Annotated in this window: 23 protein-coding genes; 7 read left to right on the top strand and 16 right to left on the bottom strand. The window is 69.3% G+C overall.

Annotation, left to right across the window (positions count from 1 at the left end; genetic code table 11):
• The gene (locus PSS76_RS04685; protein WP_013417141.1) at window positions 1-663 is read left to right on the top strand and encodes a DedA family protein; all 663 of its coding nucleotides are present in this window, start codon (window positions 1-3) and stop codon (window positions 661-663) included.
• Window positions 664-670: 7 nt separating this feature from the next.
• On the opposite strand, the gene PSS76_RS04680 is transcribed toward PSS76_RS04685, so the two are convergent.
• From PSS76_RS04680 to PSS76_RS04655, 6 genes are all read right to left on the bottom strand, one after another.
• The gene (locus PSS76_RS04680) at window positions 671-1,792 is read right to left on the bottom strand and encodes a glycoside hydrolase family 76 protein (RefSeq protein WP_022597810.1); all 1,122 of its coding nucleotides are present in this window, start codon (window positions 1,790-1,792) and stop codon (window positions 671-673) included.
• A gap of 67 nt (window positions 1,793-1,859) precedes the next feature.
• Window positions 1,860-2,540, bottom strand: a complete 681-nt coding sequence (locus tag PSS76_RS04675) for a TrmH family RNA methyltransferase (protein WP_081184625.1) — start codon at window positions 2,538-2,540, stop codon at window positions 1,860-1,862.
• Between the two features lie 17 nt (window positions 2,541-2,557).
• Window positions 2,558-3,196 carry a DUF6636 domain-containing protein gene (locus PSS76_RS04670; protein WP_081184288.1) on the bottom strand — a complete coding sequence of 213 codons (639 nt, stop codon included), beginning with the start codon at window positions 3,194-3,196 and terminating at the stop codon, window positions 2,558-2,560.
• A 41-nt stretch (window positions 3,197-3,237) separates the two neighbouring features.
• Window positions 3,238-4,029, bottom strand: a complete 792-nt coding sequence (locus tag PSS76_RS04665) for an SDR family oxidoreductase (RefSeq protein WP_337455927.1) — start codon at window positions 4,027-4,029, stop codon at window positions 3,238-3,240.
• 39 nt (window positions 4,030-4,068) lie between these two features.
• The gene (locus PSS76_RS04660; RefSeq protein WP_013417145.1) at window positions 4,069-5,223 is read right to left on the bottom strand and encodes a hypothetical protein; all 1,155 of its coding nucleotides are present in this window, start codon (window positions 5,221-5,223) and stop codon (window positions 4,069-4,071) included.
• On the bottom strand, window positions 5,223-6,152 hold the full coding sequence (locus PSS76_RS04655) for a metal-dependent hydrolase (protein ID WP_005517751.1): 930 nt from the start codon (window positions 6,150-6,152) through the stop codon (window positions 5,223-5,225). The genes PSS76_RS04660 and PSS76_RS04655 overlap by 1 nt, the downstream gene beginning before the upstream one ends.
• A gap of 158 nt (window positions 6,153-6,310) precedes the next feature.
• Here PSS76_RS04655 and PSS76_RS04650 point away from each other — a divergent pair, with 158 nt between their 5' ends.
• Both PSS76_RS04650 and PSS76_RS04645 read left to right on the top strand, forming a co-directional pair.
• Complete coding sequence (locus tag PSS76_RS04650) at window positions 6,311-6,940, top strand: TetR family transcriptional regulator (RefSeq protein ID WP_069855938.1); 630 nt, start codon at window positions 6,311-6,313, stop codon at window positions 6,938-6,940.
• 27 nt (window positions 6,941-6,967) lie between these two features.
• Entirely contained in the window at window positions 6,968-7,414 is a 447-nt protein-coding gene (locus PSS76_RS04645; RefSeq protein ID WP_064077302.1) for a hypothetical protein, read from the top strand.
• On the opposite strand, the gene PSS76_RS04640 is transcribed toward PSS76_RS04645, so the two are convergent.
• On the bottom strand, window positions 7,411-8,148 hold the full coding sequence (locus PSS76_RS04640; protein WP_081205873.1) for a lysoplasmalogenase family protein: 738 nt from the start codon (window positions 8,146-8,148) through the stop codon (window positions 7,411-7,413). The genes PSS76_RS04645 and PSS76_RS04640 overlap by 4 nt on opposite strands.
• Window positions 8,149-8,361: 213 nt before the next feature.
• Between PSS76_RS04640 and PSS76_RS04635 the strand changes: the two genes are divergently transcribed.
• Both PSS76_RS04635 and PSS76_RS04630 read left to right on the top strand, forming a co-directional pair.
• Window positions 8,362-8,808, top strand: a complete 447-nt coding sequence (locus PSS76_RS04635; RefSeq protein WP_013417147.1) for a MarR family winged helix-turn-helix transcriptional regulator — start codon at window positions 8,362-8,364, stop codon at window positions 8,806-8,808.
• A gap of 29 nt (window positions 8,809-8,837) precedes the next feature.
• The gene (locus PSS76_RS04630) at window positions 8,838-10,082 is read left to right on the top strand and encodes an MFS transporter (RefSeq protein WP_205316930.1); all 1,245 of its coding nucleotides are present in this window, start codon (window positions 8,838-8,840) and stop codon (window positions 10,080-10,082) included.
• 115 nt (window positions 10,083-10,197) lie between these two features.
• Here the strand turns inward: PSS76_RS04630 and PSS76_RS04625 are convergent, their stop codons facing one another.
• The 4 genes from PSS76_RS04625 to galT form a co-directional block, all read right to left on the bottom strand.
• Window positions 10,198-10,752 (bottom strand): nuclear transport factor 2 family protein, encoded by a 555-nt coding sequence (locus PSS76_RS04625; RefSeq protein WP_084846879.1) that lies wholly within the window; start codon window positions 10,750-10,752, stop codon window positions 10,198-10,200.
• A gap of 135 nt (window positions 10,753-10,887) precedes the next feature.
• Window positions 10,888-12,006, bottom strand: a complete 1,119-nt coding sequence (locus tag PSS76_RS04620; protein ID WP_337456141.1) for a PucR family transcriptional regulator — start codon at window positions 12,004-12,006, stop codon at window positions 10,888-10,890.
• Window positions 12,007-12,189: 183 nt separating this feature from the next.
• Window positions 12,190-13,365: a galactokinase gene (galK, locus tag PSS76_RS04615; RefSeq protein ID WP_337455925.1), complete on the bottom strand. Its 1,176-nt coding sequence runs from the start codon at window positions 13,363-13,365 to the stop codon at window positions 12,190-12,192.
• On the bottom strand, window positions 13,362-14,477 hold the full coding sequence (gene galT, locus PSS76_RS04610) for a galactose-1-phosphate uridylyltransferase (protein ID WP_337455924.1): 1,116 nt from the start codon (window positions 14,475-14,477) through the stop codon (window positions 13,362-13,364). Before galT ends, galK begins: the two co-directional genes overlap by 4 nt.
• Before the next feature lie 155 nt (window positions 14,478-14,632).
• On the opposite strand from galT, the gene PSS76_RS04605 reads away from it, so the two are divergent.
• A complete protein-coding gene (locus PSS76_RS04605) occupies window positions 14,633-15,142 on the top strand; it encodes a hypothetical protein (RefSeq protein ID WP_013417152.1) in 510 nt (169 codons plus the stop codon).
• A gap of 81 nt (window positions 15,143-15,223) precedes the next feature.
• Here the strand turns inward: PSS76_RS04605 and pyrE are convergent, their stop codons facing one another.
• The 5 genes from pyrE to PSS76_RS04580 form a co-directional block, all read right to left on the bottom strand.
• On the bottom strand, window positions 15,224-15,757 hold the full coding sequence (pyrE, locus tag PSS76_RS04600) for an orotate phosphoribosyltransferase (RefSeq protein ID WP_005517738.1): 534 nt from the start codon (window positions 15,755-15,757) through the stop codon (window positions 15,224-15,226).
• Window positions 15,758-15,841: 84 nt separating this feature from the next.
• On the bottom strand, window positions 15,842-16,387 hold the full coding sequence (locus tag PSS76_RS04595) for a LemA family protein (RefSeq protein WP_237168220.1): 546 nt from the start codon (window positions 16,385-16,387) through the stop codon (window positions 15,842-15,844).
• 70 nt (window positions 16,388-16,457) lie between these two features.
• On the bottom strand, window positions 16,458-17,129 hold the full coding sequence (locus PSS76_RS04590) for a TtfA family protein (protein WP_013417154.1): 672 nt from the start codon (window positions 17,127-17,129) through the stop codon (window positions 16,458-16,460).
• Window positions 17,130-17,191: 62 nt separating this feature from the next.
• Window positions 17,192-18,076, bottom strand: a complete 885-nt coding sequence (locus PSS76_RS04585; protein WP_337455921.1) for a DUF5666 domain-containing protein — start codon at window positions 18,074-18,076, stop codon at window positions 17,192-17,194.
• A 38-nt stretch (window positions 18,077-18,114) separates the two neighbouring features.
• Window positions 18,115-18,534 (bottom strand): Hsp15 family ribosome-associated heat shock protein, encoded by a 420-nt coding sequence (locus PSS76_RS04580; protein WP_005517730.1) that lies wholly within the window; start codon window positions 18,532-18,534, stop codon window positions 18,115-18,117.
• 262 nt (window positions 18,535-18,796) lie between these two features.
• Between PSS76_RS04580 and PSS76_RS04575 the strand changes: the two genes are divergently transcribed.
• A complete protein-coding gene (locus PSS76_RS04575) occupies window positions 18,797-20,422 on the top strand; it encodes a flavin-containing monooxygenase (RefSeq protein WP_337455920.1) in 1,626 nt (541 codons plus the stop codon).
• Window positions 20,423-20,427: the final 5 nt, after the last annotated feature.

Here is a 20,427-nt window from a genome sequence, read left to right as displayed (position 1 = left end):
ATGACCATTGCGGCCGGCTCCTTCGGCCCGCTCGAATCGGCCGGTCCCGCACTGGTCTGGATCATCGTTCTCACGTTCGTCTTCCTGGAGTGCGCACTGATCATCGGGCTGTTCCTGCCCGGTGACTCGCTGCTGGTGACGGCGGGCATCGTGCTCGCGACGCACGAGGCGGGCGCGCAGCACACGTGGGCGCTGTCGGCCGGCGCGATGGGCGCCGCGATCGCCGGCAACCAGGTGGGCTACGCGATCGGAAAGCGCAGCGGCCACCATCTCGTGGCCCGTCGCAACGGCAAGTACGTCAATGCGGCGAACCTGCACAAGGTGAACGTGCTCCTCGACCGGCACGGCTTCTGGGCGGTCCTGGTCGCCCGCTGGATTCCCTGGGTCCGGACGCTGTGCCCGATGGTTGCGGGTGCCGCGAACATGGACCACCGGCGCTACACGATCGCCAGCAGCATCGGTGCGGTCGTGTGGGCGCCGGTGCTGCTGATGATCGGTTTCTACTGCGGTTCCCTGCTCGAACGGGTGCCGTGGCTGATGCCGCTCGTACTCGGGCTCCTGGTGACGCTGCTCGTGATCGGCACCGCCGCGGGAGTGTGGAGCTATCGCCGCGAGATGGCGAAGCCGGCCGAGGACGTCGAAGTCGACGACGTCCACAACTGACGCTCGGTCACCGACGCTTCGGGTATCCGGCCGCCGACACCAGGTACGCCGATTCCATCAGCAGCCAGCCGCCCAACTGCACCGACAGGTCCCGTTCGGCGATGTCCGACGGATGCACCGACCCGTCGGAGAACGTCGCGATCCCCGAACCGAGGCCGGGTAGCTGCGCGGGAATGCTCCAGTCCTTGCCGAACAGTGGCAGCTCCTCGACCTGGAGCCGGTTCTCCCACGCCGCCTCCGCCGAGCCGAGCACCAACTGCGCGGCGAGTTGCCGGGCGCGGACGTCCTCCGGGGCATCGCCGGGCAGCATGAGCGCCACCAGCGCCAGGTATCGGGCGAGCAGCCCGTTGAACAGGCCGCCGTCGCCACCTCCCCCGTCGCGGATCACCCCGCCGCGCGTCAGTCGCTCGTCGATCGCGTCGACCAGACGGTGCACCCTCGACAGGTGCCGGGGTGCGCCCATCCGGACCGCCAGCTCCGTCTCGAGGCTGAGCACCGTGCCCTGGCAGTACGAGTAGATGTTGCGTTCGATCGTGCCGTCGGACCGGATGCCGTCGAAGATCAGTCCCGTCTCCGGATCGCGGAGCGTCTCGTCGATCCAGTCCGCGATCGCCTGCGCCCGCCACAACCGGCCGAGCCGGGCGAGTACCAGTCCGGCCGGCCCGTTCGCCGGGGTGTTGAAGAAATCGGAGTTCCTACGCCACGGGATCCCACCGCCGGAATCGGGTGACCAGGCATCGAACAGTTGCGACTCGAGTGTCGACAGCGCTTTGCGGCTGTCGATCAACTGCATCCGCTGCGCACGTTCGAGCGCGAGCGCGAGCCACGCCATGTCGTCGTAGTAGTTGTTGGTCCAGCCCGAGATGTTCCGGAAGCGGTGACCGCGAATGAGCCGCGCGAGCCGACGCCGGCGGCGTGCGGTGGGGTTTCGTTCCGCGGCGTCGACGGTGCAGTTGATGAGGTTCGCCTGCCACCAGTAGTGCCAGTTGACGAACATCCGTTCGCGCCGCACCGCGGGCCACGCCACCACCGCGAGCGCGGTCCCCGGCATCCCCCACACGCGGCGAATGTGCCGGGTCATGACCGCCTCCTCGGCGGCGTCCGCCCGGGCAGACCATTCGCGCTGCATGCCCCGATCTTGCCTGGGCGCCGGTACTTTTGCTACCGGACTCGCTGGTATGTGCCGCGCGGTCCGGTCACCACGCCCGGCCGAGATCCGCGTGCTGACGGATCCAGGTGTGCATCGCGATTCCCGCCGCGACTCCGGCGTTGATGCTGCGGGTGGATCCGAACTGAGCGATCGACACCGTCATCGACGCGACCGCGTGCCCCTGCTCGGTGACGCCGGGCCCCTCCTGCCCGAAAAGCAGTAGGCAGTCCCGCGGCAACTCGACCGTCTCGATCGGTACCGACCCCGGCGTGTTGTCGACCGCGACGACCGTCAGCCCGTTCTCCCGCGCGAACGCGGCCAACTCGTCGAGATCGGTGTGGTGGACCAGGTGCTGGTAGCGGTCGGTGACCATGGCGCCGCGCCGATTCCAGCGTCGACGCCCGACGATGTGGACCGCGGCGGCCGCGAACGCGTTCGCGGTGCGCACCACCGTGCCGATGTTCGAGTCGTGCGCGAAGTTCTCGATCGCCACGTGCAGCGGGTGCCGTCGGGAGTCGATGTCGGCGACGATCGCTTCCCGCGTCCAGTAGCGGTACGCGTCGACGACGTTGCGGCGGTCGCCGTCGACGAGCAACTGCGGGTCGTAGCGCTCGTCGATCGGCATCGGCGTCTCGTGCTCGTCCGCCCACGGGCCTACGCCGTGCGGGTGCTCGCCCCACTCGGTGGGACCCGCCGCGTCTGCGTCGTCGGCGAGCGGGGAGTGCATCTTCGGTTCCTCGCTGGTCAAAACGTCTCGTTCGAATCGGGGGCGACGGTGAACCCGTGCCCGGTCTCGTCGTTGGTGCACGTCACCGACGACGCCGTCGTCGCGCAGGTGTACCCGAGCTTCGCGAGCGGGGTACCCGGCGCGAGGACCGGTTCGGTGCCGGAGCCGGACGTGTAGAGCTGCCCGCCCGAGCACATGAATGCGCCGCGTCCGGTGTCCTCGACGCGGATCCCGTTCCCCCAGCTGACCATGCAGTCCTCGGGCCGCGGCGGCACCGGTGTGGTGACGCCCTCGCAGCCGGCCTCGGTGCGGCCCGGCAGCCGCACGATCCCGCACGTGAAGGTGCCGTCGGGCGAGGAGAAGAAGTACGACTCGTTGCGCTGGAACTGCACGTCGGTGAGCGTCGTGGTGGCCGCCGCGGTGGTCGTGGGCGCCGTCGTGGTGGTCGTCGGGGCCGTCGTCGTCGTGGTGGTGGGCGCGGCCACGGATGTCGTGGTCGTCGGCGCTGCGACGGTAGTGGTGGGTTCGGCCGCCGGTGTCTGCGCCGAACTTCCGCACCCGGCAAGCGCCGGCACGGCGGTCAGCGCCGCGGCCACTCCCAGCCACGACAGAAATCCCCGACGCACACCCACTCCTGACCGATTTCTCGACGCCATCCGCCGTCACCGAACTCTAGTCGTCCACACCGGCACTCGATTCAGGCGCGGCTGAGTACCTTGTTCGACAGCCGCGCCAGCCACGAGGGCGAGATCCCCGATGCCGCGGCGAGGACCCGGGCCTGAGTGCCGACAGGGAAGTGCACCTTCGGGAACCGTCCCCGATTCCGGGTGGCGTCGAACACAGCCCGCGCGACGTGTTCCGGGGTGAGCCGCACGCCCAGCGACCGGGTGCTGCCGATGGACATCCCGCGGATCATCCCGGTCCGCACGAACAGCGGCCACACGTCGAGCACCCGGATGTCGTGGCCGCGCCACTCCAGTTCGAGTGCCTCCGTGAGTCCGCGCACCGCGAACTTGGTGGCGCTGTACGTCGCGAGTTCGGGCTGGCCGTAGATCGCCGACGCCGACGCCAGGTTCACCACCTGCGCTCCCGGCGTCTCCTTCAGGTACGGAAACGCCGTGTACATGCCGTTCATCATGCCGACGACGTTGATGTCCACCATCCGCCGCTGTGTCTCCAGGGGAATGTCCTCGAAGTGCCCCGACGCCAGGACACCGGCATTGTTGACGAGGACGTCGAGTCGACCGTTCCCCGCGGTGAACTCGGCCAGACGCAGCCGCCACTCGTCGGCGTCGGTGACGTCCAGGACGCCGGTGCGGGCCCGGCCACCCTGCGCGACGATCTCCTCGCGCAGGGAGCCGAGCCCGTCCTCGTCGATGTCGTATGCGCCCACGAAGTACCCGCGGCGCGCGAACTCGAGGGCGGTCGCGCGGCCGATCCCCGCCGCGGCGCCGGTGACGAACACGGTGGGCCGAGATGTCGCTGCCATGCCGTCAGGCTAGGCGCTGCGGGACGAAACCGTGTGCACTCAGGCCGAGTTGGTCACCGGACGCTCGTCGGGGGCCGTGTCCCGGTCGGCGGTCGGGCGCGGCACGGTGAACGTCGCGGCGACGCACGCGATCGCGACGGCGAAGCATGCGATCGTGTACCAGATGTTGCCGATCGGATCACCGTTCGTGGTGACGCCGTCGACCGCCCCGAAGAAGTCGGGCAGGGCGCTCAGCCACAACCCGCCCATCACCACGAGGTACACGACGGCGTAGATGCGGACGAAGTCGTTGGAGTAGGCCGGAACGTCGGAGGTCCTCGACCGCAATCGGGACCACTGCTTCACCAGCAGCGGCACCGCGACCACCGTGACGGCGACGAGTTCGGCCGCGTAGAGGACGCCGCGGACCGTGTCGCTGCCCATGCCGAAGACCGTGGCCGGGAGCGGCAGAACGAACACCCCGACCGACGCCACGAGGCCGACCACGACAGTGCGCCACACCAATTCGAGCCCGGAGAAGTGCCGTCCCCCGTCCACGTGCCGGCCGACGAAGAACTGGACGCACAGCGCCAGCGACATCGGCCACAGCGCGGCGAACACCACCACACTCGGCAGCGGCACCGAGTCGAAGAACGGCAGGTTGACCTTGTTGTCGAGCGTCCACTCCCACCACCGCAGCTGCGGTCCGAGCTGGTCGAAGATCTCGTAGAACGCGTGGTGGACGAAGCCGACGCACACCGCGCCGAGGAACACCCCGTAGCGCCGGAACACGCCGAGCATGCGGACGAGCTCGAACGCCAGCGTGGCCATCAACGGATAGATCGCGATGATGTACAGCGGCAGTCTGCCCCACAGGAAGTCGACGGTGAACACGTTGTGCGCGAACATCGTGCCGAGGTATTCCTCGGTACCGAACGTGCCCGGGAAGTAGATGGGCGGCTCGATCACGAACAGGAACGCGGTGGCGCCGAACCACAGCACCAGGTTGGTGGGATCGCCGTGCCGGCGCAGCCGCACGATCGCGTACACGAGCGCCAGGACCGAACCGAGGACGATGGTCAGCTCGAGGACGGGCAGCGTCCAGTTCTCCAACGCCGCCGGGTTACGCAGCTCGAAGAAGCCGCCGGCCTCCTCGCACGAGAAACCGAGCCGGGTCGCCAGGTCCTCGAACGTGGGCGTACACAGGTCCGACATCAGTTCACCCCCGACGACACCGGCGCGGCCGAGTACCAACGGGTGCAGTCGTCACCGGCGTCGTAGCGGGTGAACCACTCGTCGGCCAGCACCGGCAGGTTCTCGTGCGTCGGGTTGTGGCCGGGCATCTGGCTGCGGACGGCACCGCGCAGCGCGGTGAGCTGCTCGCCGATGGGGAGGCCGTCGAACGCGCGCGGCATCGGACCCTTGGTCAGGTACGGCGCGAGGGTGGTGAGCACCCGCTGCTTGACCCGGTGCCGCGCGAACATCGACAGCGAGTCGACCTTCCGCTCGGACAGCGGAACATGCTGGTTGAAGCCGGCACACGCGATGCGGATGGACTTCATGACGTGCGCGAAGATCGACGGCGCCATCCGCATCCGGTACAGCTCGTTGCCGACGATCGAGTTGTAGATGATCAGTGCCGAACTGCGGTGCTCGACCTCCTCGACGAAGTGCCACAGGAACAGCGACGCAACCCGGTCGTCGCCGGGCCGGAACAGGGTGGCCTCGTTGTCGAGCATGAGCTTGAAGACGGGCGTGAACGTCGCCTCGAGGTCGGCGGTGTACGCGAGCCGGTAGTTGATCGAAGTGCGCTCGGTCAGCAGATCGAACTCGCCGACGACCGCGTCGAGGGTGTTCTGCAGGCCCGGGTAGCTGCGGATCAGCCCGTTCACGTGCTGGCGGTGTGCAGTCGAGTGGTGGCCCTCCTGCCTCATGAACGCCACCGCCTCCTCCGCGACCTCGGGGTCGGTGATGAGGGGCTTGGCCTGCAGGATCAGCTTCACGATCATCTTCTCGAAGCCGATGGCCAGGAACGACACCGCGTTCGACATGCTCGACCAGGCCGGGTTGTCGGGGTTCCACAGGAACGGGACGTCCCCGTCGTCGAAGCCGAAATCCATCTTCCGGGGCTTGAGATCCGTCATGCGCACTTACCTCGTTCGTCGTCGGTGCGGGCCCGTCCTGGCAGGCCGGGGCCACGATCGCAGCAATCATACGATCGACTTGTCATTTGTATGATTGGTTTCGGCGAAATCGTCGCCACCTGCGCGGGGACCGGCCGCACGGCTGGTACGGTCCGGCCGTGGCACGCAGACGCGGATGGGGCGGCAAGCCGCCGGTCGACGACGACGAGGCCGCGCGGCGGATCGTCGCCGCCGCGGTCGAGGGGATCTCCCGCACCGGATCGGCCGTCAGCATCGCGGACGTCGCCGAATCGCTGGGCGTGATCCGGCAGACGGTGTACCGCTACTTCCCGAGCGCCGACGCGCTGATGCGGGCGTCCGCGATCGCGTCGGTCGGCGACTTCCTCGATCGCCTCACCGACCACGTGCAGGGGCGCCGCGATCCCGCCGACGCCCTGGTCGAGGCCGTCGTCTACACGCTCGACGACGTCCGCCGGACTCCGCACCTGGGCATCATGCTCTCGGGCGCGCACTCCCACACGGACGGCATCACGTCCGAGGAGGCGCAGGCCTTCGGCCTCACCATGATCAGGCGCTTCGACGTCGACTGGGCGCGGCACGGCTACGACGACGCGGCCCTGAGCGAACTCGTCGAGCATCTGTTGCGGACGATGCAGTCGTTCTTCGTCTCCCCCGGCAACCCGCAGCGCCCGGACGCCGAACTACGCCGTTACCTGCAGCGATGGCTCGCTCCGGTGATCGTCGCGCAGCCCGGTTACGACGCTGCCGGGCGCACTTCGGACGACTAGGCTGGGTGGCGTCAAGAAGAGAAGGCCATGAATCACCCACGCATCGTTCGCACCGTCTGCTTCATCACCGTCGGCTACCTCATCGTGCTGTCGGCCTGGCTCGGCTGGCTCGTCGAGCACACTCCCGAGGGCACGATCCCGTACCAGATCGGCGGTCTTCTCGCGGCGTACGGCTCCACCCTCGGGCTGGGCATGATGTGGGCCGACCGCCCCACCCGGTCCGAGCGCAAACTGGCCAGGCACGGGATCGAGGGATGGGCGACCATCCGCCGCGCGCAACCGCTGCGCCGGACGGTCGACAACGGCCAGCTCACCGAACTCGATCTGGCGCTGACGGTGCCCGGATCCGAGTCGTACACCGGCACCGTGGTTTACGAGGTCGCGCGCGAGTTCCGCGAGCGCTTCCTCCCGGGCGAGACGATCTCGATCCGCGTCGACCCGCGCAATCGCGATCGAATCCTGATCTACCCCTAGCCCATTCGCTTCCGTGCGTGTCGGCCCAACTCGATCATCCCCTCGACGAGCAGCAGTTGCGCGGCCGCGTACGAGGCGAGGATCGCGCCCTCGGCCGCGGCCCGCGTCTTCTCGCCGCGCAGGAAGAGCTTGCGCACCACGATCGTTCCGTCGGAACCGGTGAAGAGGAGCCCGCCGAGGCCGAGCCAGCTGCGGCGGTCGCCGCGGTTGGGCATCGGCAGTCCCGCGACGTCCGAGGCGCCGGGCGCGAGCGCAGGATCGGCGGCGAGCGTCGCGGTGGTGCCGAGCAGCGCCCCGTACCCGGTGAGGGTCTTCGCGACGGCGGGAGCTTTCGCGTGCAACAGGGTTGACGCGCCCACCCAGGCACCGAGTCGCGGGAGAACCGCCGCCCGCCGCGGCTTGGCGCCCCGACGGACCAGCAACGACGAATACGTCGTCTGCATGACGCCGAACGACGTGGCGCCGCGGCGCAGGCGGGCGTCGACGTCGGGGTCGATCATGAACACGTCACCGACGGTGGCGGCGGCCAGGCCCGCCACGAGCAGCGCGGCGTCGGCGGTGTCCAGGTCGTCGCGCCGGCGCAGGACCCGGGTCGCGAGCGCGGGCGCGATCAACGGCTTCGCCACCTGCTGGACCCGCTCCCGTCCGGTGACCGCACCGAAGATCGTCGCCGCCGTCGCCCCGGCGAACACCGCGTGCTCGAGTCCCCACTTCTTGCCGCTCGCGAATGCCATGCCCACTCCTCGTGTCCGATCCGGCACGACGGTCTTCGCTGGGAGCGCCGTGTCCGATTTCGCACGACCGTACCGCCGCGCCCCTCCTTCCCTGCCTTTCCCCTCCCCGCGTTTTGCGCACTTGTCGCGGTTTCCGGGGCGCCGAACCCGCGACAAGTGCGCAAAACGCGAGGGGTAGACATAGATAGTTAGCTTATGTAATTATTATCTTCCGTGAGTTCCACCGATCCGCAGTTCCGAGACCTGCTCGTCGAGCTGGTGAGCAACGCCCACCGGTTCACCCGACTCGCGTCGGCACTCTCCGTCGACGACCGCCCCCGGCCGTGGATGCGGGCACTGTCGCTACTCGAGGAGCAGGGCCCCATCCGGATCAGCACCTTCGCGCGCCTCGACCGCTGTTCCCAGCCGTCGGCGACGGCACTGCTCAAGCGCCTCGGCGAGGAGGGGCTGGTATCGCGCCAGACGGATCCCGACGACTGCCGGGCCGTCCTCGTCGGCATCAGCGACGACGGACGGCGCTGGCTCGCCGAGGCCCGCCACGAGGTCGCCGACGCGCTGACGCCACACTTCGCGCACCTCGAGCCGGAGCAGGTAGCCCGCATCTCGGACGGACTGGGTGAACTCCGGGCGATCATCCGGACCGCCGCAGCAGAGCGCTGACCACCACGACATCACCCGAGGAGGGATACGTGAGCACCACGACCGCACCGGCCGCGAGCAAGCCGAGCATCCTGCATCAACCGAAAGCGGTGTGGGCCGTCGCCTTCGCCAGCGTCATCGCCTTCATGGGCATCGGGCTCGTCGACCCGATCCTCAAGCCCATCGCCGAACAGCTCGACGCCACCCCGTCGCAGGTGTCGCTGCTGTTCACCAGCTACATGCTGGTCACGGGCGTCGCCATGCTGTTCACCGGCATGATCTCGAGCCGCATCGGCGCCAAGAAGACGCTGCTGTGGGGCCTGGCGATCATCGTGGTGTTCGCGGCGGCGGCCGGCACGTCGGACACCATCAACCAGATCGTCGGCTTCCGTGCCGGCTGGGGTCTGGGCAACGCACTGTTCATCGCGACCGCCCTCGCGGCGATCGTCGGCGCTGCCAGTGGCGGTGTCGCACAGGCGATCATCCTGTACGAGGCGGCGCTCGGCATCGGTATCGCCGTCGGACCGCTGGTCGGTGGAGTGCTCGGCAACATCAGCTGGCGCGCACCGTTCTTCGGTGTCGCGACGCTCATGGCCATCGCCTTCATCCTGATCATGGTGATGCTGCCCAAGGCGCCCAAGCCGACGCACCGGACCTCGCTGGCCGCACCGTTCCTCGCGTTGCGCCACCGCGGTCTGCTGACGGTCGCGATCACCGCGCTGCTCTACAACTACGGCTTCTTCACGCTGCTCGCCTACACCCCGTTCCCGCTGGACATGGGCGCGTACTCGATCGGCTTCATCTTCTTCGGCTGGGGTGTGGCGCTGGCGATCGCGTCGGTGTTCCTGGCCCCGCGCCTGCAGCGCCGCTTCGGCACGCTGCCGATGATGATCGCCGCCCTCAGCCTGTTCGCCGTCGACCTCGCGGCGATGGCACTGTTCACCGACTCCAAGCCGGCACTGGTGGTGTGCGTCGTCCTGGCGGGACTGTTCCTGGGCGTCAACAACACCCTCATCACCGAGACCGTGATGATCTCGGCGCCGATCGAACGTTCGACGGCGTCGGCCGCGTACAGCTTCGTCCGCTTCGTCGGCGGCGCAGCGGCTCCGTACGTCGCCGGCAAGCTCGGCGAGCACAACGTCCACGTGCCGTTCTGGGTGGGCGCCGGATGCACCGTCCTGGGCATCCTGGTCCTCGCCACGGGACGAAAGGTGCTGGCGCACGTCGACGATCACGATCCCGAACCGCACAGCGTCGAGGAGGCCGTCGCCGTCACGGTCGGCGACGCCGACTGAGGTCGGTACCCTTCCCCCCTCCTCCTCCCTGTCCCCCTCCCCCTCGCGTTTTGCGCACTTGTCGCGGAAATCCCGGTGCCCCGGGCGCGACAAGTGCGCAAAACGCGTTCGGGGGTCAGGTGGCCGGGGTGTGCACCAGGTCGACGTACTCCTGCGGCAACTCCTCGAACGACAGCTTGGTGACGCTCGACGGGCCGGAGTGGTACGAGTCCTCGCCCTGGATGAGCCCGTCCTCGTCCACCGGCCACAGGATCAGCTGACGGAAGACGACGAGATAGTCGGCCGCCTCGTCGTCGACCGGGATGCCGATCTGCGCAGGATACGAGCCGGGGTGGATCTGCTTGAGAAAACCCTCGGTGACCAGGCAGTGGTCGTCCACGACGAGCCGGTCGAGCTCGTACTCGAGGATGTTGGTGCGGGTCGCGAGGAAGTCGATGTAATACGTCTTCACACCCTCGGTGCCCTTCGGCCCGACGTCCTGGCCGCCGTTCCAGAAGTGGTAGTCGGGAGCGGGATTCAGCGTCGCCATCAGCCGATCCAGGTCCGGGGCGGCCTCCGCTCGCATGTGCTCGATCACCGCACCGAGAACGACTCGGTGGCGGGCATCGGTGGTGACGGCGAGGCGCTGCTCGAGCAGTTCCCACGTGCGATTCGGGTCGATCACGGCCATGTGCGAATTCCTTTCCGATGAAACGAACTTCGCGACGATCGTCACCCATCGGACCCGTACCGGTCACCCGACGCGCGTCGACCGTTCCGCCCGTCGGGTCCGACGAGCGTCGGGCGCCGGTATCGGGCGTCGGGCTCAGAAGCCCGAACCGAACACCTCGGACGCCGCCAACTCGGTAGACGACAAGGCCATCCGCCGGATCATCAGCACCAGCGTCGCAGTGAACCGGTCCATCGAGTCCTCGAGGTTCCAGCCCATCTCGGCTTCCAGGTGCGCCAGTCGAGCGGCGACGGTGCTGTGATGGACGTGCAGTTCGGCGGCTGTGCGTCGCAGGGACCCGAACACGCAGAACGCCTCGAGCGTCGCCACGTCCTGGGCGCCGGACGCCGACGCCGCGATCGCGTTGATCCGGGCGACGTCCCGGTCGTTGAGCAGGCGTTCGAGGGGCAGTTCGACCAGCAGCTCGAGCGAACCGAGCCGTGAATACGCCACCGCCCGCCGGCCGTACCCGGTGGACGACGCGAACCGCAGCGCCCGCCGCGCCTGTTTCCACGACGTCGGCGCCGCATACACGCTCAGTCGTTCCCCGATCCCCACCCACGGGCCGCGATCGACGCCCGACGTCGGGTACGCGTCGGCCATCGCGGCGTGCAGATCGTCGGCGAGCGTACGGCTGTCGGCGCCGTCCTGCAGGAGCACGGCCGTGAGGTTTCCGACGTCGACGGAGCGGACCAACCGGCCCACGCAGATCCGTGAGATCTGTTCGACAGCAGTGGTACTCGTGTTCGACGACACCGCCAGGACCCGAATGTCGCGCGTGGGGTCGAGTCCGAGCAGACCCACCGCCCGCACCCGGTCCTCACGGCGCTCCTTGTCCGACAGCACCACCTCGAGCAGCGCGGGGTCCCCCAGCCGCAGTGTCTCCGACGATCCGGAGCGCGCGGCCGCGACCCGCAGGGTGTGGCGGAGGCGGTCCAGCAGCACCGAGTCGAGGGGGCGGTCGGTGCCGTCGCGGTCGAGCCACACGCCGGGCCCCTCGGGGCCGCAGGCCGGTGGGCGCAGGTCGCCCCGAGGGTTCCCGAGCGCGTCGTAGCCGATCACGGTGCCGGACGCCCAGCCCGCACCGACGGAGCACTCCGCGAGCAGTGCCGCCGCCCGCACGATGGTGTCCGCGTTGGCGGCCGACTCCCCCAGTTCGTCGAAGTAGGCGATGATCCGTAGCACCGACACCGAATCGGAGCCCAGCTCCGACATCCGCACCCGCTCCTGGCTCACCGGCGCTCCGTTCCTCGACTGGACCGAGCATGCCCGGTCCCTGCAGGGAGGGGATCCCCGTCTCCCGGTCCACGGGATCCCGGCTCCCGCGTTTTGCGCACTTATCGCGCCCCGGGGCACCCCGGAAGGCGCGATAAGTGCGCAAAACGCGAGAGGGGGGCGTCAGAGCAGGCGGCGGGCGGGGGCCGAAGCGGCGACGACGGCGAAGGCCGGTTCGGGCAGGCCTCGGTCCGCGGCCAGGCGGCGGGCGGTGTCGATCGCGTCGTCGACCTTCTCTGCGGGGAGCAGTGCGATCGCGGAACCACCGAACCCGCCACCGGTCATGCGCGCACCGAGCGCCCCGGCGACCATCGCGGCCTCGACGGCGGTGTCGAGCTCGGGGCACGAGACCTCGAAGTCGCGGTGCAACGACATGTGCGACGCGTACAGCAGTCGGCCGAACTCCGCGAAGTCCCCGGATTCCGCTGCCGCCACCGCGAGCCGGACGCGGGCGATCTCGCTGATCACGTGCCACGCCCGCCGCCGCAGGACGTCGTCCTTCAGCGACCGGACCGCGTCCGCGCCCTCCCGCCCCCGATCGGCCAGTACGCGCAGCGACGCCACCCCGAGCCGACGCGTCGCCCGCTCCACCGCCGCCCGACGTTTCGCGTACTGCCCGTCCGCCAACCGGTGCGGCGCCCGGGTGTCGATCACCAACAGCGACAAATCCTCCGGGACGAACGGTACGTGAGACACTTCACCCGAATCCGAATCCAGCAGCAGCGCAGTCTCTTCCGATGCACGCAGCGACGCCGCCTGGTCCATTCCGCCGGTGGGGGCGAGGGCGACGTCGTTCTCGGCCCGCACGCACGCCGCTGCCAGGTCCGCCCGATCGGCGTCGGGAACCAGCGCGAGCGCGAGCGAACATTCGAGCGCCGCCGAACTCGACAGCCCCGCGCCGATCGGCACGGTGGACACGAACACGGCATCCACTCCGCCGAAATCGCCAGTGAGCAAGCCCTTCTCACGCAGTGCCCAGATCACGCCAGCCGGGTACGACGCCCACCCCGCCGGCCGCCCGGGGCCGATGTCGGCGAGCCGGCCGTCCCACGGGTCGCCGTTCGACGACCGCAGCCGGATCAGCCCGTCGGTACGACGCGTCACCGCGACCGCGGTGCTGTGCGGCAACGCGATCGGCAGGCACAGCCCGCCCGCGTAGTCCACGTGCTCGCCGATCAGGTTGACCCGACCGGGTGCCGCCCACACGCCGTCCGCGCCCACGCCGAACTCGTGGCGGAACGAATCCGTTACCGCAGTAGCGAGTTCGGCGTCGGAACGGGCGTCGAACCAGACCGTCACGGCGCGACCTCTCGGAATCGCGCGGCGATCCGCTCGGGGGTGGTGTCACTGATCCACGCGCCCATCCCGGATTCGGAACCGGCGAGGAACTTCATCCGGTGTGGCGAACGCATCAGCGAGAACACCTGCAGGTGCAGCCGTCCCAGGTCACGGCCTGCGCCGATCGGAGCCTGGTGCCACCCTGCGATGTACGGCAGCCGATCGACGCCGTCGAAGAAGCGGTCCAGCCGACCGAGCACGTCGAGGTAGAGGTGCGAGAGCTCGTCGAGTTCGGCGTCGTCGAGCTCGGTGAGATCGGCGACGTCCCGGTGCGGCGCGACATGCAGTTCGACGGGCCACCGCGCCGCAGCGGGCACGTACGCGGTCCAGTGCTCGCCCTCGACCACCACGCGGGTACCGGCGCGCCGCTCGGCGTCGAGGACGTCGCGCAGAAGCGAACGCCCCGTGCGCTTTCGGTGCTCCTCGGCCTGACGCAGCAGCGCGGTGGTGCGCGGCGGCAGCGTCGGATACGCGTAGATCTGACCGTGCGGGTGCGACAGCGTCACCCCGATCTCCTCGCCGCGGTTCTCGAAGCAGTACACCTGCGCGACGGACGGCAGCGTCGACAGCTCGCGTGTCCGGTCCCGCAGCGCCTCGAGCACGGTCCGCACGCGGGAGACCGGAAGCTGCGCGAAGCCGCGGTCGTGGTCGCGGGTGAAGCACACCACCTCGCACCGGCCGTCGGCGGTGTGCTGCGGCCAAAGACGCTCGCCGTCAACGAGTCCCGGAACCTCCTCCGCTGCCGAACCCAGCGACGGGAAGCGGTTTTCGAACACCGCGACGTCGTAGTCGCCGGCCGGAATCTCGGTCGCCGGACGTCCGGGCCGCGTCGGGCACAGCGGGCACTCGTCGGTCGCCGGCAGGAAGGTGCGATTCATCCGGTGCGCGGCGAGCGTCACCCACTCCCCCGTCAGCACGTCGAAGCGCATCGTCGACGCCGCCTCGACCGGTGCCAGGTCACGGCCGTCGTGCAACTCGCGTGTCACTACCCCACTTGCGTACGGCTCGGTGTCGTCGAAATAGATCAGCTCGCGCCCGTCGGACAGGCGTGTCCGCGTCTTCCGGATCGGCATCGGAACACGATATGCGACAGCCACTGTTCCGTCGCCGACCATCCGGTTTGGTGTCGCCGCGGGTTGTGTGTGAGCATGCTCGAGGCTGTTGCACCGTGACGGGGAGTCACGGGACGGCCGGGGGAACGAAACACATCGAAAAACGGGGGATTCACATGAAGCTTCGCAGCTTTGCCGTGCGCGCATTCGGCGCCGCGGCCATCGCGACCGCCACCATCACGGGCGTCGCCACCACCGCGAGCGCCGCACCGGCACCGGCGCCGCTCGTGCACACGACGATCAACGGACCCACCCTGCCGGTGCTCGGGCAGAACGACTTCTGCAACGGCCTCATCGACACCGTCGTCGAGACCGATCCGGCGCGACCGGGTCTCGCGACCATCGCGTTCACGCCGCGTGTCCTGAACGGTGTCGGACCGGGCTGGGCGCAGAACCCGGTCTGCCGGCTGAAGGTCGCCGTCGGATGGAATTTCGGGATCTTCACCGGGCAGCTCAGGGATGTCGAACTCCTCGCACGCCAGGGCGAGACCGTCCGAACCGAGATCAATCCCGGTTCCGGGCTCGCGAGGCTGACGATGCAGGTGAGCCCGATCGGCCCCTGGTACAACGAACTGCGCCCGCAGGCGGGATACGGCGTCGTCAGCGCGTTCTTCCTCGTCCCCTGACCGGACGCCACTTACAGCTGAAGGGACCCTTCATGCGCCGCGAGCGCACGAAGGGTCCCTTCAGCTGTTGAGAAAAGGCGCCTAGCTCAGCCCCAGATCGTCGAGGCCCAGGAGCGAGCGGTACTCGAGGCCCTCGGCGGCGATGACGGCGTCGGCGCCGGTGGCGCGGTCGACGACGGTGGCGACACCGACGACGATGGCGCCGGCGTCACGCAGTGCCTTGACGGCGGTGAGCGGCGAGTTGCCGGTGGTGGTGGTGTCCTCGACGACCAGGACGCGCTTGCCGACGACGTCGGGGCCTTCGATCTGACGCTGCATGCCGTGTGCCTTGGCGGCCTTGCGGACGACGAACGCGTCGATCGGCCGGCCCTCGGCGTGCATGACGGCCATCGCGACCGGGTCGGCGCCCATCGTCAGGCCACCGACGGAGGCGAAGTCCCAGTCGGCGACCAGTTCGCGCAGCAGCTTGCCGATCAGCGGTCCGGCCCGGTGATGCAGGGTCGCGCGGCGCAGGTCCACGTAGTAGTCGGCTTCCTTGCCGGAGGACAAGGTGACCTTTCCGTGCACCACCGCCAGCTCGCGCACCAGCGCGGCGAGCTCGTCGCGATCCGTCATCGGCCGCTCCCATCATCGTTCGAAGTCAGTGACTTTTCGTCGTGTCGAGCCTAGCGAGGCGGCCAGGTCACAGCGCTGGCGGCCCTATGCGGCCTGCTCGGCGGCGGACGCGTCGCCCGCGCTCGTGGGCATCTCGAGTGTCGCCGCCTCGAACAGCGGTGCCGCGGCGATTCCCGCGGGCCGCGCGAGCAGCGACGCGGGGAACGTGCGCAGCGAGTCGTTCAGTTTGCGGGCCAGATCGTTGTAGACGGTGACGGCGCCGGCGAGACGCGTCTCGGTCTGGTCGATCTCGTGTGCCGGGCGGACGAACGCCCAGTCGCGGCGCAGCGCGGGATAGCTGCGCGCGGTCCCCATCAACGACGCCAGCGCGGCGGAGAGAGCGTTCTCGGCGCCGGCCTGCCGGCCCAGGTCCAGGTTCTCCTCGCGGACCCGCATCGCCAGGGAACGCGCCCCGGTGACCGTGCTGACCAGTTCGCGGCCCACGGTGTCCGCGACGGCGAGCACGAGACCGGGCACGTACTCGCAGCGACGGTCCTGTTCCACGTGGATCAACGACAGCGCGGTGCGCAGATTGGCGTCGAGGCGGCGCAGGTCCCGGTTCACCGACGCCAGCCAGGCCACAAGAATCACAACAACAACAAGAACAACACCCGACACAGCAACCACAGCTGCGGAATCTACTGAAACAGGATCCGAGCCGCTATTCGGGAACGGGTTCAGGGGCGATCGGGCGGCCGGGATCGTGCGCGGCGGGCTGCATCGCCGGCGGTTCGACGGCCGGCGGCAGCACGCGCAGCATCCCCGACAGCCGGGCCACGACCTCGATCGCGGCGTCCCAGTCGCGGCCGGTGCTGCCGATCGGGAGCGAACCGAGCGTCCATTCTCCCTCGCTCCACAGCATCTGCAGCTGCGGCGGCACCGACTCGGTGAACGCCACCATGCGCTGATCGCACACGCGGCGCGCGATCTCGAGATCGGTCGCGAACACGACGCGCGGGCCGATCGCGCCCAGCAGGTTCAGGTCGCTGTCGCGCGGCGGAGGCGTCGACTTCAGGCGCAGATCGATGTCGACGTCGGAGCCCACCTCCCGGTGCACCGCGACGATCGTCGCCGTGTCCTCGAGGTCGAACAGCACGAACTGCTCGCCGCGGCGGACGCCGCGCACGACGTCCACGGCGCCCAGGTACTCCTGCTTGGCGAGGGCCGCCCGATGCCACTGCGACGGCAGATGCTCGTCCGCGGTGTTGTAGGTGTACCCCTGCGCCTTCGCCCAGATCTGCCGCACCCGACCGGTCTGGTCACGACGCGAACGATCGACATAGAGCAGCACGACAGCACCCGCGAGCGCTATCACTGCCAATCCGAACCACATAGCCGTCATCGAGGGTCAGCCTAGCCACTCCCGGCGCACTTCCGGGCATCCGGTGCCGCGAGTCAGTTACCGAACTCGGGAAGCGTGGTGCCGATGATCAACTTCGCGGTGAGGGTGCCGTCCTTCACCTTGTCGCCCTGCACCAGCACCGACTCGCCGGGCTTCAGTTCGGCGATGCTGTTCGCGGTCAACGAGATGAGCGAGGTGTCGGGCGTGGTCTTGACGGTGATCGTGGTTCCGCCGAGCCCGTCGATGGTGAGAGTGCCACCGTCGTTGGCGGTGATCGTGCCCATCGCCGTCCCGGCGTTGCCGATGACGTCACCGATGCCACCGGGCAGGATCTCGAAGGGCGAGGTGGTCTCGGGTTCCGTCGGCGCACCCGCACGGGGCGGGACGGCAGGCGCCGAGGTCCGCGGCGAGGGCGCGGCCGCGGTGTCGCTCTCGTCGGAGTTCCCGTTCAGCATCAACCCGACGATCAGGCCCAGCGCCAGCAGCACCACGCCGGCGCCGGCCGCCGCCCACAGTCCCACCCGGCGTCCGGGCTTGTTGCCCGGACCGTTCTCGAGTGGCGGGACCTCACCGGTGGGTGGCTGTCCGGGCGGCGGGTAGCCGCCCGGCGGGTAGCCACCTGCGCCGTAGTAGGTCGGATACGCCTGTGTCGCGTTCGGCGGCGCGGCCTGCGGGTCGTAGCGCGGGTCGTACGCCGGATACGCCTGCGTCGGGTACGCCTGCGTCGCCTCGGGGGCCTGCGCGCCGTACGCCTGGTACGGGTCGGCCGTGTAGTACTGCTCGGTCGGCTGCTCCGGGGCCGGCGTCCCGACCGGCCCGAGCTGCTGGGTCGGGCCGTCCGCGGGGCGGGCCCACTGGACGGTCTCGTCCGGCGCCTGCTGCTCGGCCGGGTCGTATGCGCGTTCCTGCGGAGTGCGCGGATCCTCGGGGTTGGTCATGGGGCGGGCCTGCTCTCTTCCGTCCGGGCGCCGACAGTTCAGGGTAGATCCGGATTCTGAGATCCGTCTGAAGCCCGCGAGCCGCGGAATTTCTCCATGTCCCGGCGCTCACGTTTGGTGGGCCGGCCCGCGCCCCGGTCACGCCGCGGGATCGACGCGATCAACTCCGGCGACGGCGGCGGCGGGCTGTTGTCCTGCAGGCACTCGGCCGCGATCGGCGGGCCGACCCGTTTCGCGACCGGCCGGACCACGACGACGATCCGTTCGCGCCCGGCGATCCGCACCCGCACCTCATCCCCCGGCTTGACCTGCACCGACGCCTTCGCGGCCGTCCCGTTCACCCGGACATGACCGGAACGGCACGCCGACGCGGATTGCGAACGCGTCTTGAACAGCCGCACCGCCCACATCCAGCTGTCGAGGCGGGCACTCGTCGGATCGGGGTTCGGGGTCGGCACGTCGCCCAGGCTACCGAGGCTCCCGTGGGCCGGAATCGTCCCTCGTGGTGGGAGCCTGCCGCGCCTGCACCGGAGCGGCATCCGCCCTGCAAGAAGCCGGTTTCGTCGCTCGCCGAAAGTCCCTGTTCCAGGGAAACGACCCGCTGGGCGGGACGGTCCGCTGTCACGTGGTTCACACGGCCATAGCGTGAATTCATCGCAAGAACCGTGAGGTCTGGTCCGATCCGGGCCGGCAGCTCACGCTCGTGGAAGGACAGTTTTCGTGAACGGACAGGATTCGGCACTGGGGACCACCGCTTCGTTCGACGTCGTCGTGGTCGGCGCCGGCGTCGCGGGACTCTACGCGGTACACCGGTTCCGTCAGCAGGGTCTGACGGTCCGCGCCTTCGAGGCCGCGTCCGGCGTCGGCGGCGTCTGGTACTGGAACCGCTACCCCGGCGCCCGCTGCGACGTCGAGTCCGTGGACTACTCGTACTCGTTCTCCCCGGAGCTCGAGCAGGAATGGGACTGGAGCGAGAAGTACGCCACCCAGCCGGAGATCCTCGCCTACCTCGAGCACGTCGCCGATCGCTTCGATCTGCGCCGCGACATCCAGTTCGACACCCGCGTCACGTCCGCGACCCTCGACGAAGAGACGTTGCGCTGGACCGTCCGCACCGACCGCGGCGACGTCGTCTCGGCGCGCTTCTTCGTCGTCGCCGCGGGTCCGCTGTCGAACGCCAACACCCCCGACTTCGACGGCCTCGACACCTTCGCCGGCGACGTTTTCCACACCGCGCACTGGCCCCACGACGGCGTCGACTTCACCGGCAAGCGGGTAGGGGTGATCGGCACCGGCTCGTCGGGCATCCAGTCGATCCCGCACATCGCCGAGCAGGCCGACAAGCTGTTCGTGTTCCAGCGGTCGGCGAACTACAGCGTCCCCGCCGGCAACGCCCCGCTCGACGACGCCACCCGCGCCGAGCAGAAGGCCAACTACGCGGAACGACGCCGGCTGTCGTGGGAGTCCGGTGGCGGCTCGCCGCACCGTGCGCACCCCAAGCTGACGCTCGAGGCAACCGAGGAGGAGCGCCGCGCCGCGTACGAGGAGCGCTGGAAGCTCGGCGGTGTCCTCTACTCCAAGACGTTCCCCGACCAGCTGACCGACCAGGCCGCGAACGACGCCGCCCGCAAGTTCTGGGAGGAGAAGGTCCGCGCCGTCATCGACGATCCCGCGATCGCCGATCTGCTCATCCCCGACGACCACGCGATCGGCGCCAAGCGCATCGTCACCGACAGCGGCTACTACGAGACCTACAACCGCGACAACGTCGAGCTGGTCAATCTCAAGGCCACCCCGATCGTCGGCATGGACGCCGCGGGTGTCAACACCACCGAGGCCCACTACGACCTCGACGCGATCGTCCTCGCCACCGGGTTCGACGCCATGACCGGCTCGCTCGACAAGCTCGACATCGTCGGTCGCGGCGGGCAGTCGCTGAAGGAGAAGTGGGCTGCCGGCCCCGAAACCTACCTCGGTCTCGGCATCGACGGCTTCCCCAACTTCTTCAACCTCACCGGGCCCGGTAGCCCGTCGGTGCTGGCGAACATGGTGCTGCACTCCGAACTCCACGTCGACTGGGTCGCCGACGCGATCGCCTACCTCGGCGACCGCGGTGCCGCGGCGATCGAGGGCACCCCGGAGGCCGTGGCCGACTGGGTCGAGGAATGCCGCACCCGCGCCGAGGCATCGCTGCTGAACACCGCGAACTCGTGGTACCTCGGCGCCAACATCCCCGGCCGCCCGCGGGTGTTCATGCCGTTCCTCGGCGGCTTCGCCGGCTACCGCCAGATCATCACGGAGGTCGCCGATTCCGGCTACAAGGGCTTCGCGATCCTGGAGGGGTGATCGCT

The organism is Prescottella sp. D32, assembly GCF_037287305.1.
Classification (GTDB): Bacteria; Actinomycetota; Actinomycetes; order Mycobacteriales; family Mycobacteriaceae; genus Prescottella; species Prescottella equi.
Note: the sequence above shows the minus strand (reverse complement) of the source record. Positions and strands in the feature narration are given on the sequence as shown.

Excerpts from the sequence above, each read along its gene's own strand:
- PSS76_RS04645 (WP_064077302.1), top strand. The coding sequence starts at position 6,968 with ATGAATCACCCACGCATCGTTCGCACCGTCTGCTTCATCACCGTCGGC.
- PSS76_RS04670 (WP_081184288.1), bottom strand. The coding sequence starts at position 3,196 with ATGGCGTCGAGAAATCGGTCAGGAGTGGGTGTGCGTCGGGGATTTCTG.
- PSS76_RS04665 (WP_337455927.1), bottom strand. The coding sequence starts at position 4,029 with ATGGCAGCGACATCTCGGCCCACCGTGTTCGTCACCGGCGCCGCGGCG.
- PSS76_RS04620 (WP_337456141.1), bottom strand. The coding sequence starts at position 12,006 with ATGTCGGAGCTGGGCTCCGATTCGGTGTCGGTGCTACGGATCATCGCC.
- PSS76_RS04640 (WP_081205873.1), bottom strand. The coding sequence starts at position 8,148 with ATGGCATTCGCGAGCGGCAAGAAGTGGGGACTCGAGCACGCGGTGTTC.
- pyrE (WP_005517738.1), bottom strand. The coding sequence starts at position 15,757 with ATGACGGATCGCGACGAGCTCGCCGCGCTGGTGCGCGAGCTGGCGGTG.
- galT (WP_337455924.1), bottom strand. The coding sequence starts at position 14,477 with ATGCCGATCCGGAAGACGCGGACACGCCTGTCCGACGGGCGCGAGCTG.
- PSS76_RS04625 (WP_084846879.1), bottom strand. The coding sequence starts at position 10,752 with ATGGCCGTGATCGACCCGAATCGCACGTGGGAACTGCTCGAGCAGCGC.
- PSS76_RS04655 (WP_005517751.1), bottom strand. The coding sequence starts at position 6,152 with ATGACGGATCTCAAGCCCCGGAAGATGGATTTCGGCTTCGACGACGGG.
- PSS76_RS04585 (WP_337455921.1), bottom strand. The coding sequence starts at position 18,076 with ATGACCAACCCCGAGGATCCGCGCACTCCGCAGGAACGCGCATACGAC.
- PSS76_RS04685 (WP_013417141.1), top strand. The coding sequence starts at position 1 with ATGACCATTGCGGCCGGCTCCTTCGGCCCGCTCGAATCGGCCGGTCCC.
- PSS76_RS04660 (WP_013417145.1), bottom strand. The coding sequence starts at position 5,223 with ATGTCGGACCTGTGTACGCCCACGTTCGAGGACCTGGCGACCCGGCTC.
- PSS76_RS04590 (WP_013417154.1), bottom strand. The coding sequence starts at position 17,129 with ATGTGGTTCGGATTGGCAGTGATAGCGCTCGCGGGTGCTGTCGTGCTG.
- PSS76_RS04605 (WP_013417152.1), top strand. The coding sequence starts at position 14,633 with ATGAAGCTTCGCAGCTTTGCCGTGCGCGCATTCGGCGCCGCGGCCATC.
- PSS76_RS04675 (WP_081184625.1), bottom strand. The coding sequence starts at position 2,540 with ATGCACTCCCCGCTCGCCGACGACGCAGACGCGGCGGGTCCCACCGAG.
- PSS76_RS04680 (WP_022597810.1), bottom strand. The coding sequence starts at position 1,792 with ATGCAGCGCGAATGGTCTGCCCGGGCGGACGCCGCCGAGGAGGCGGTC.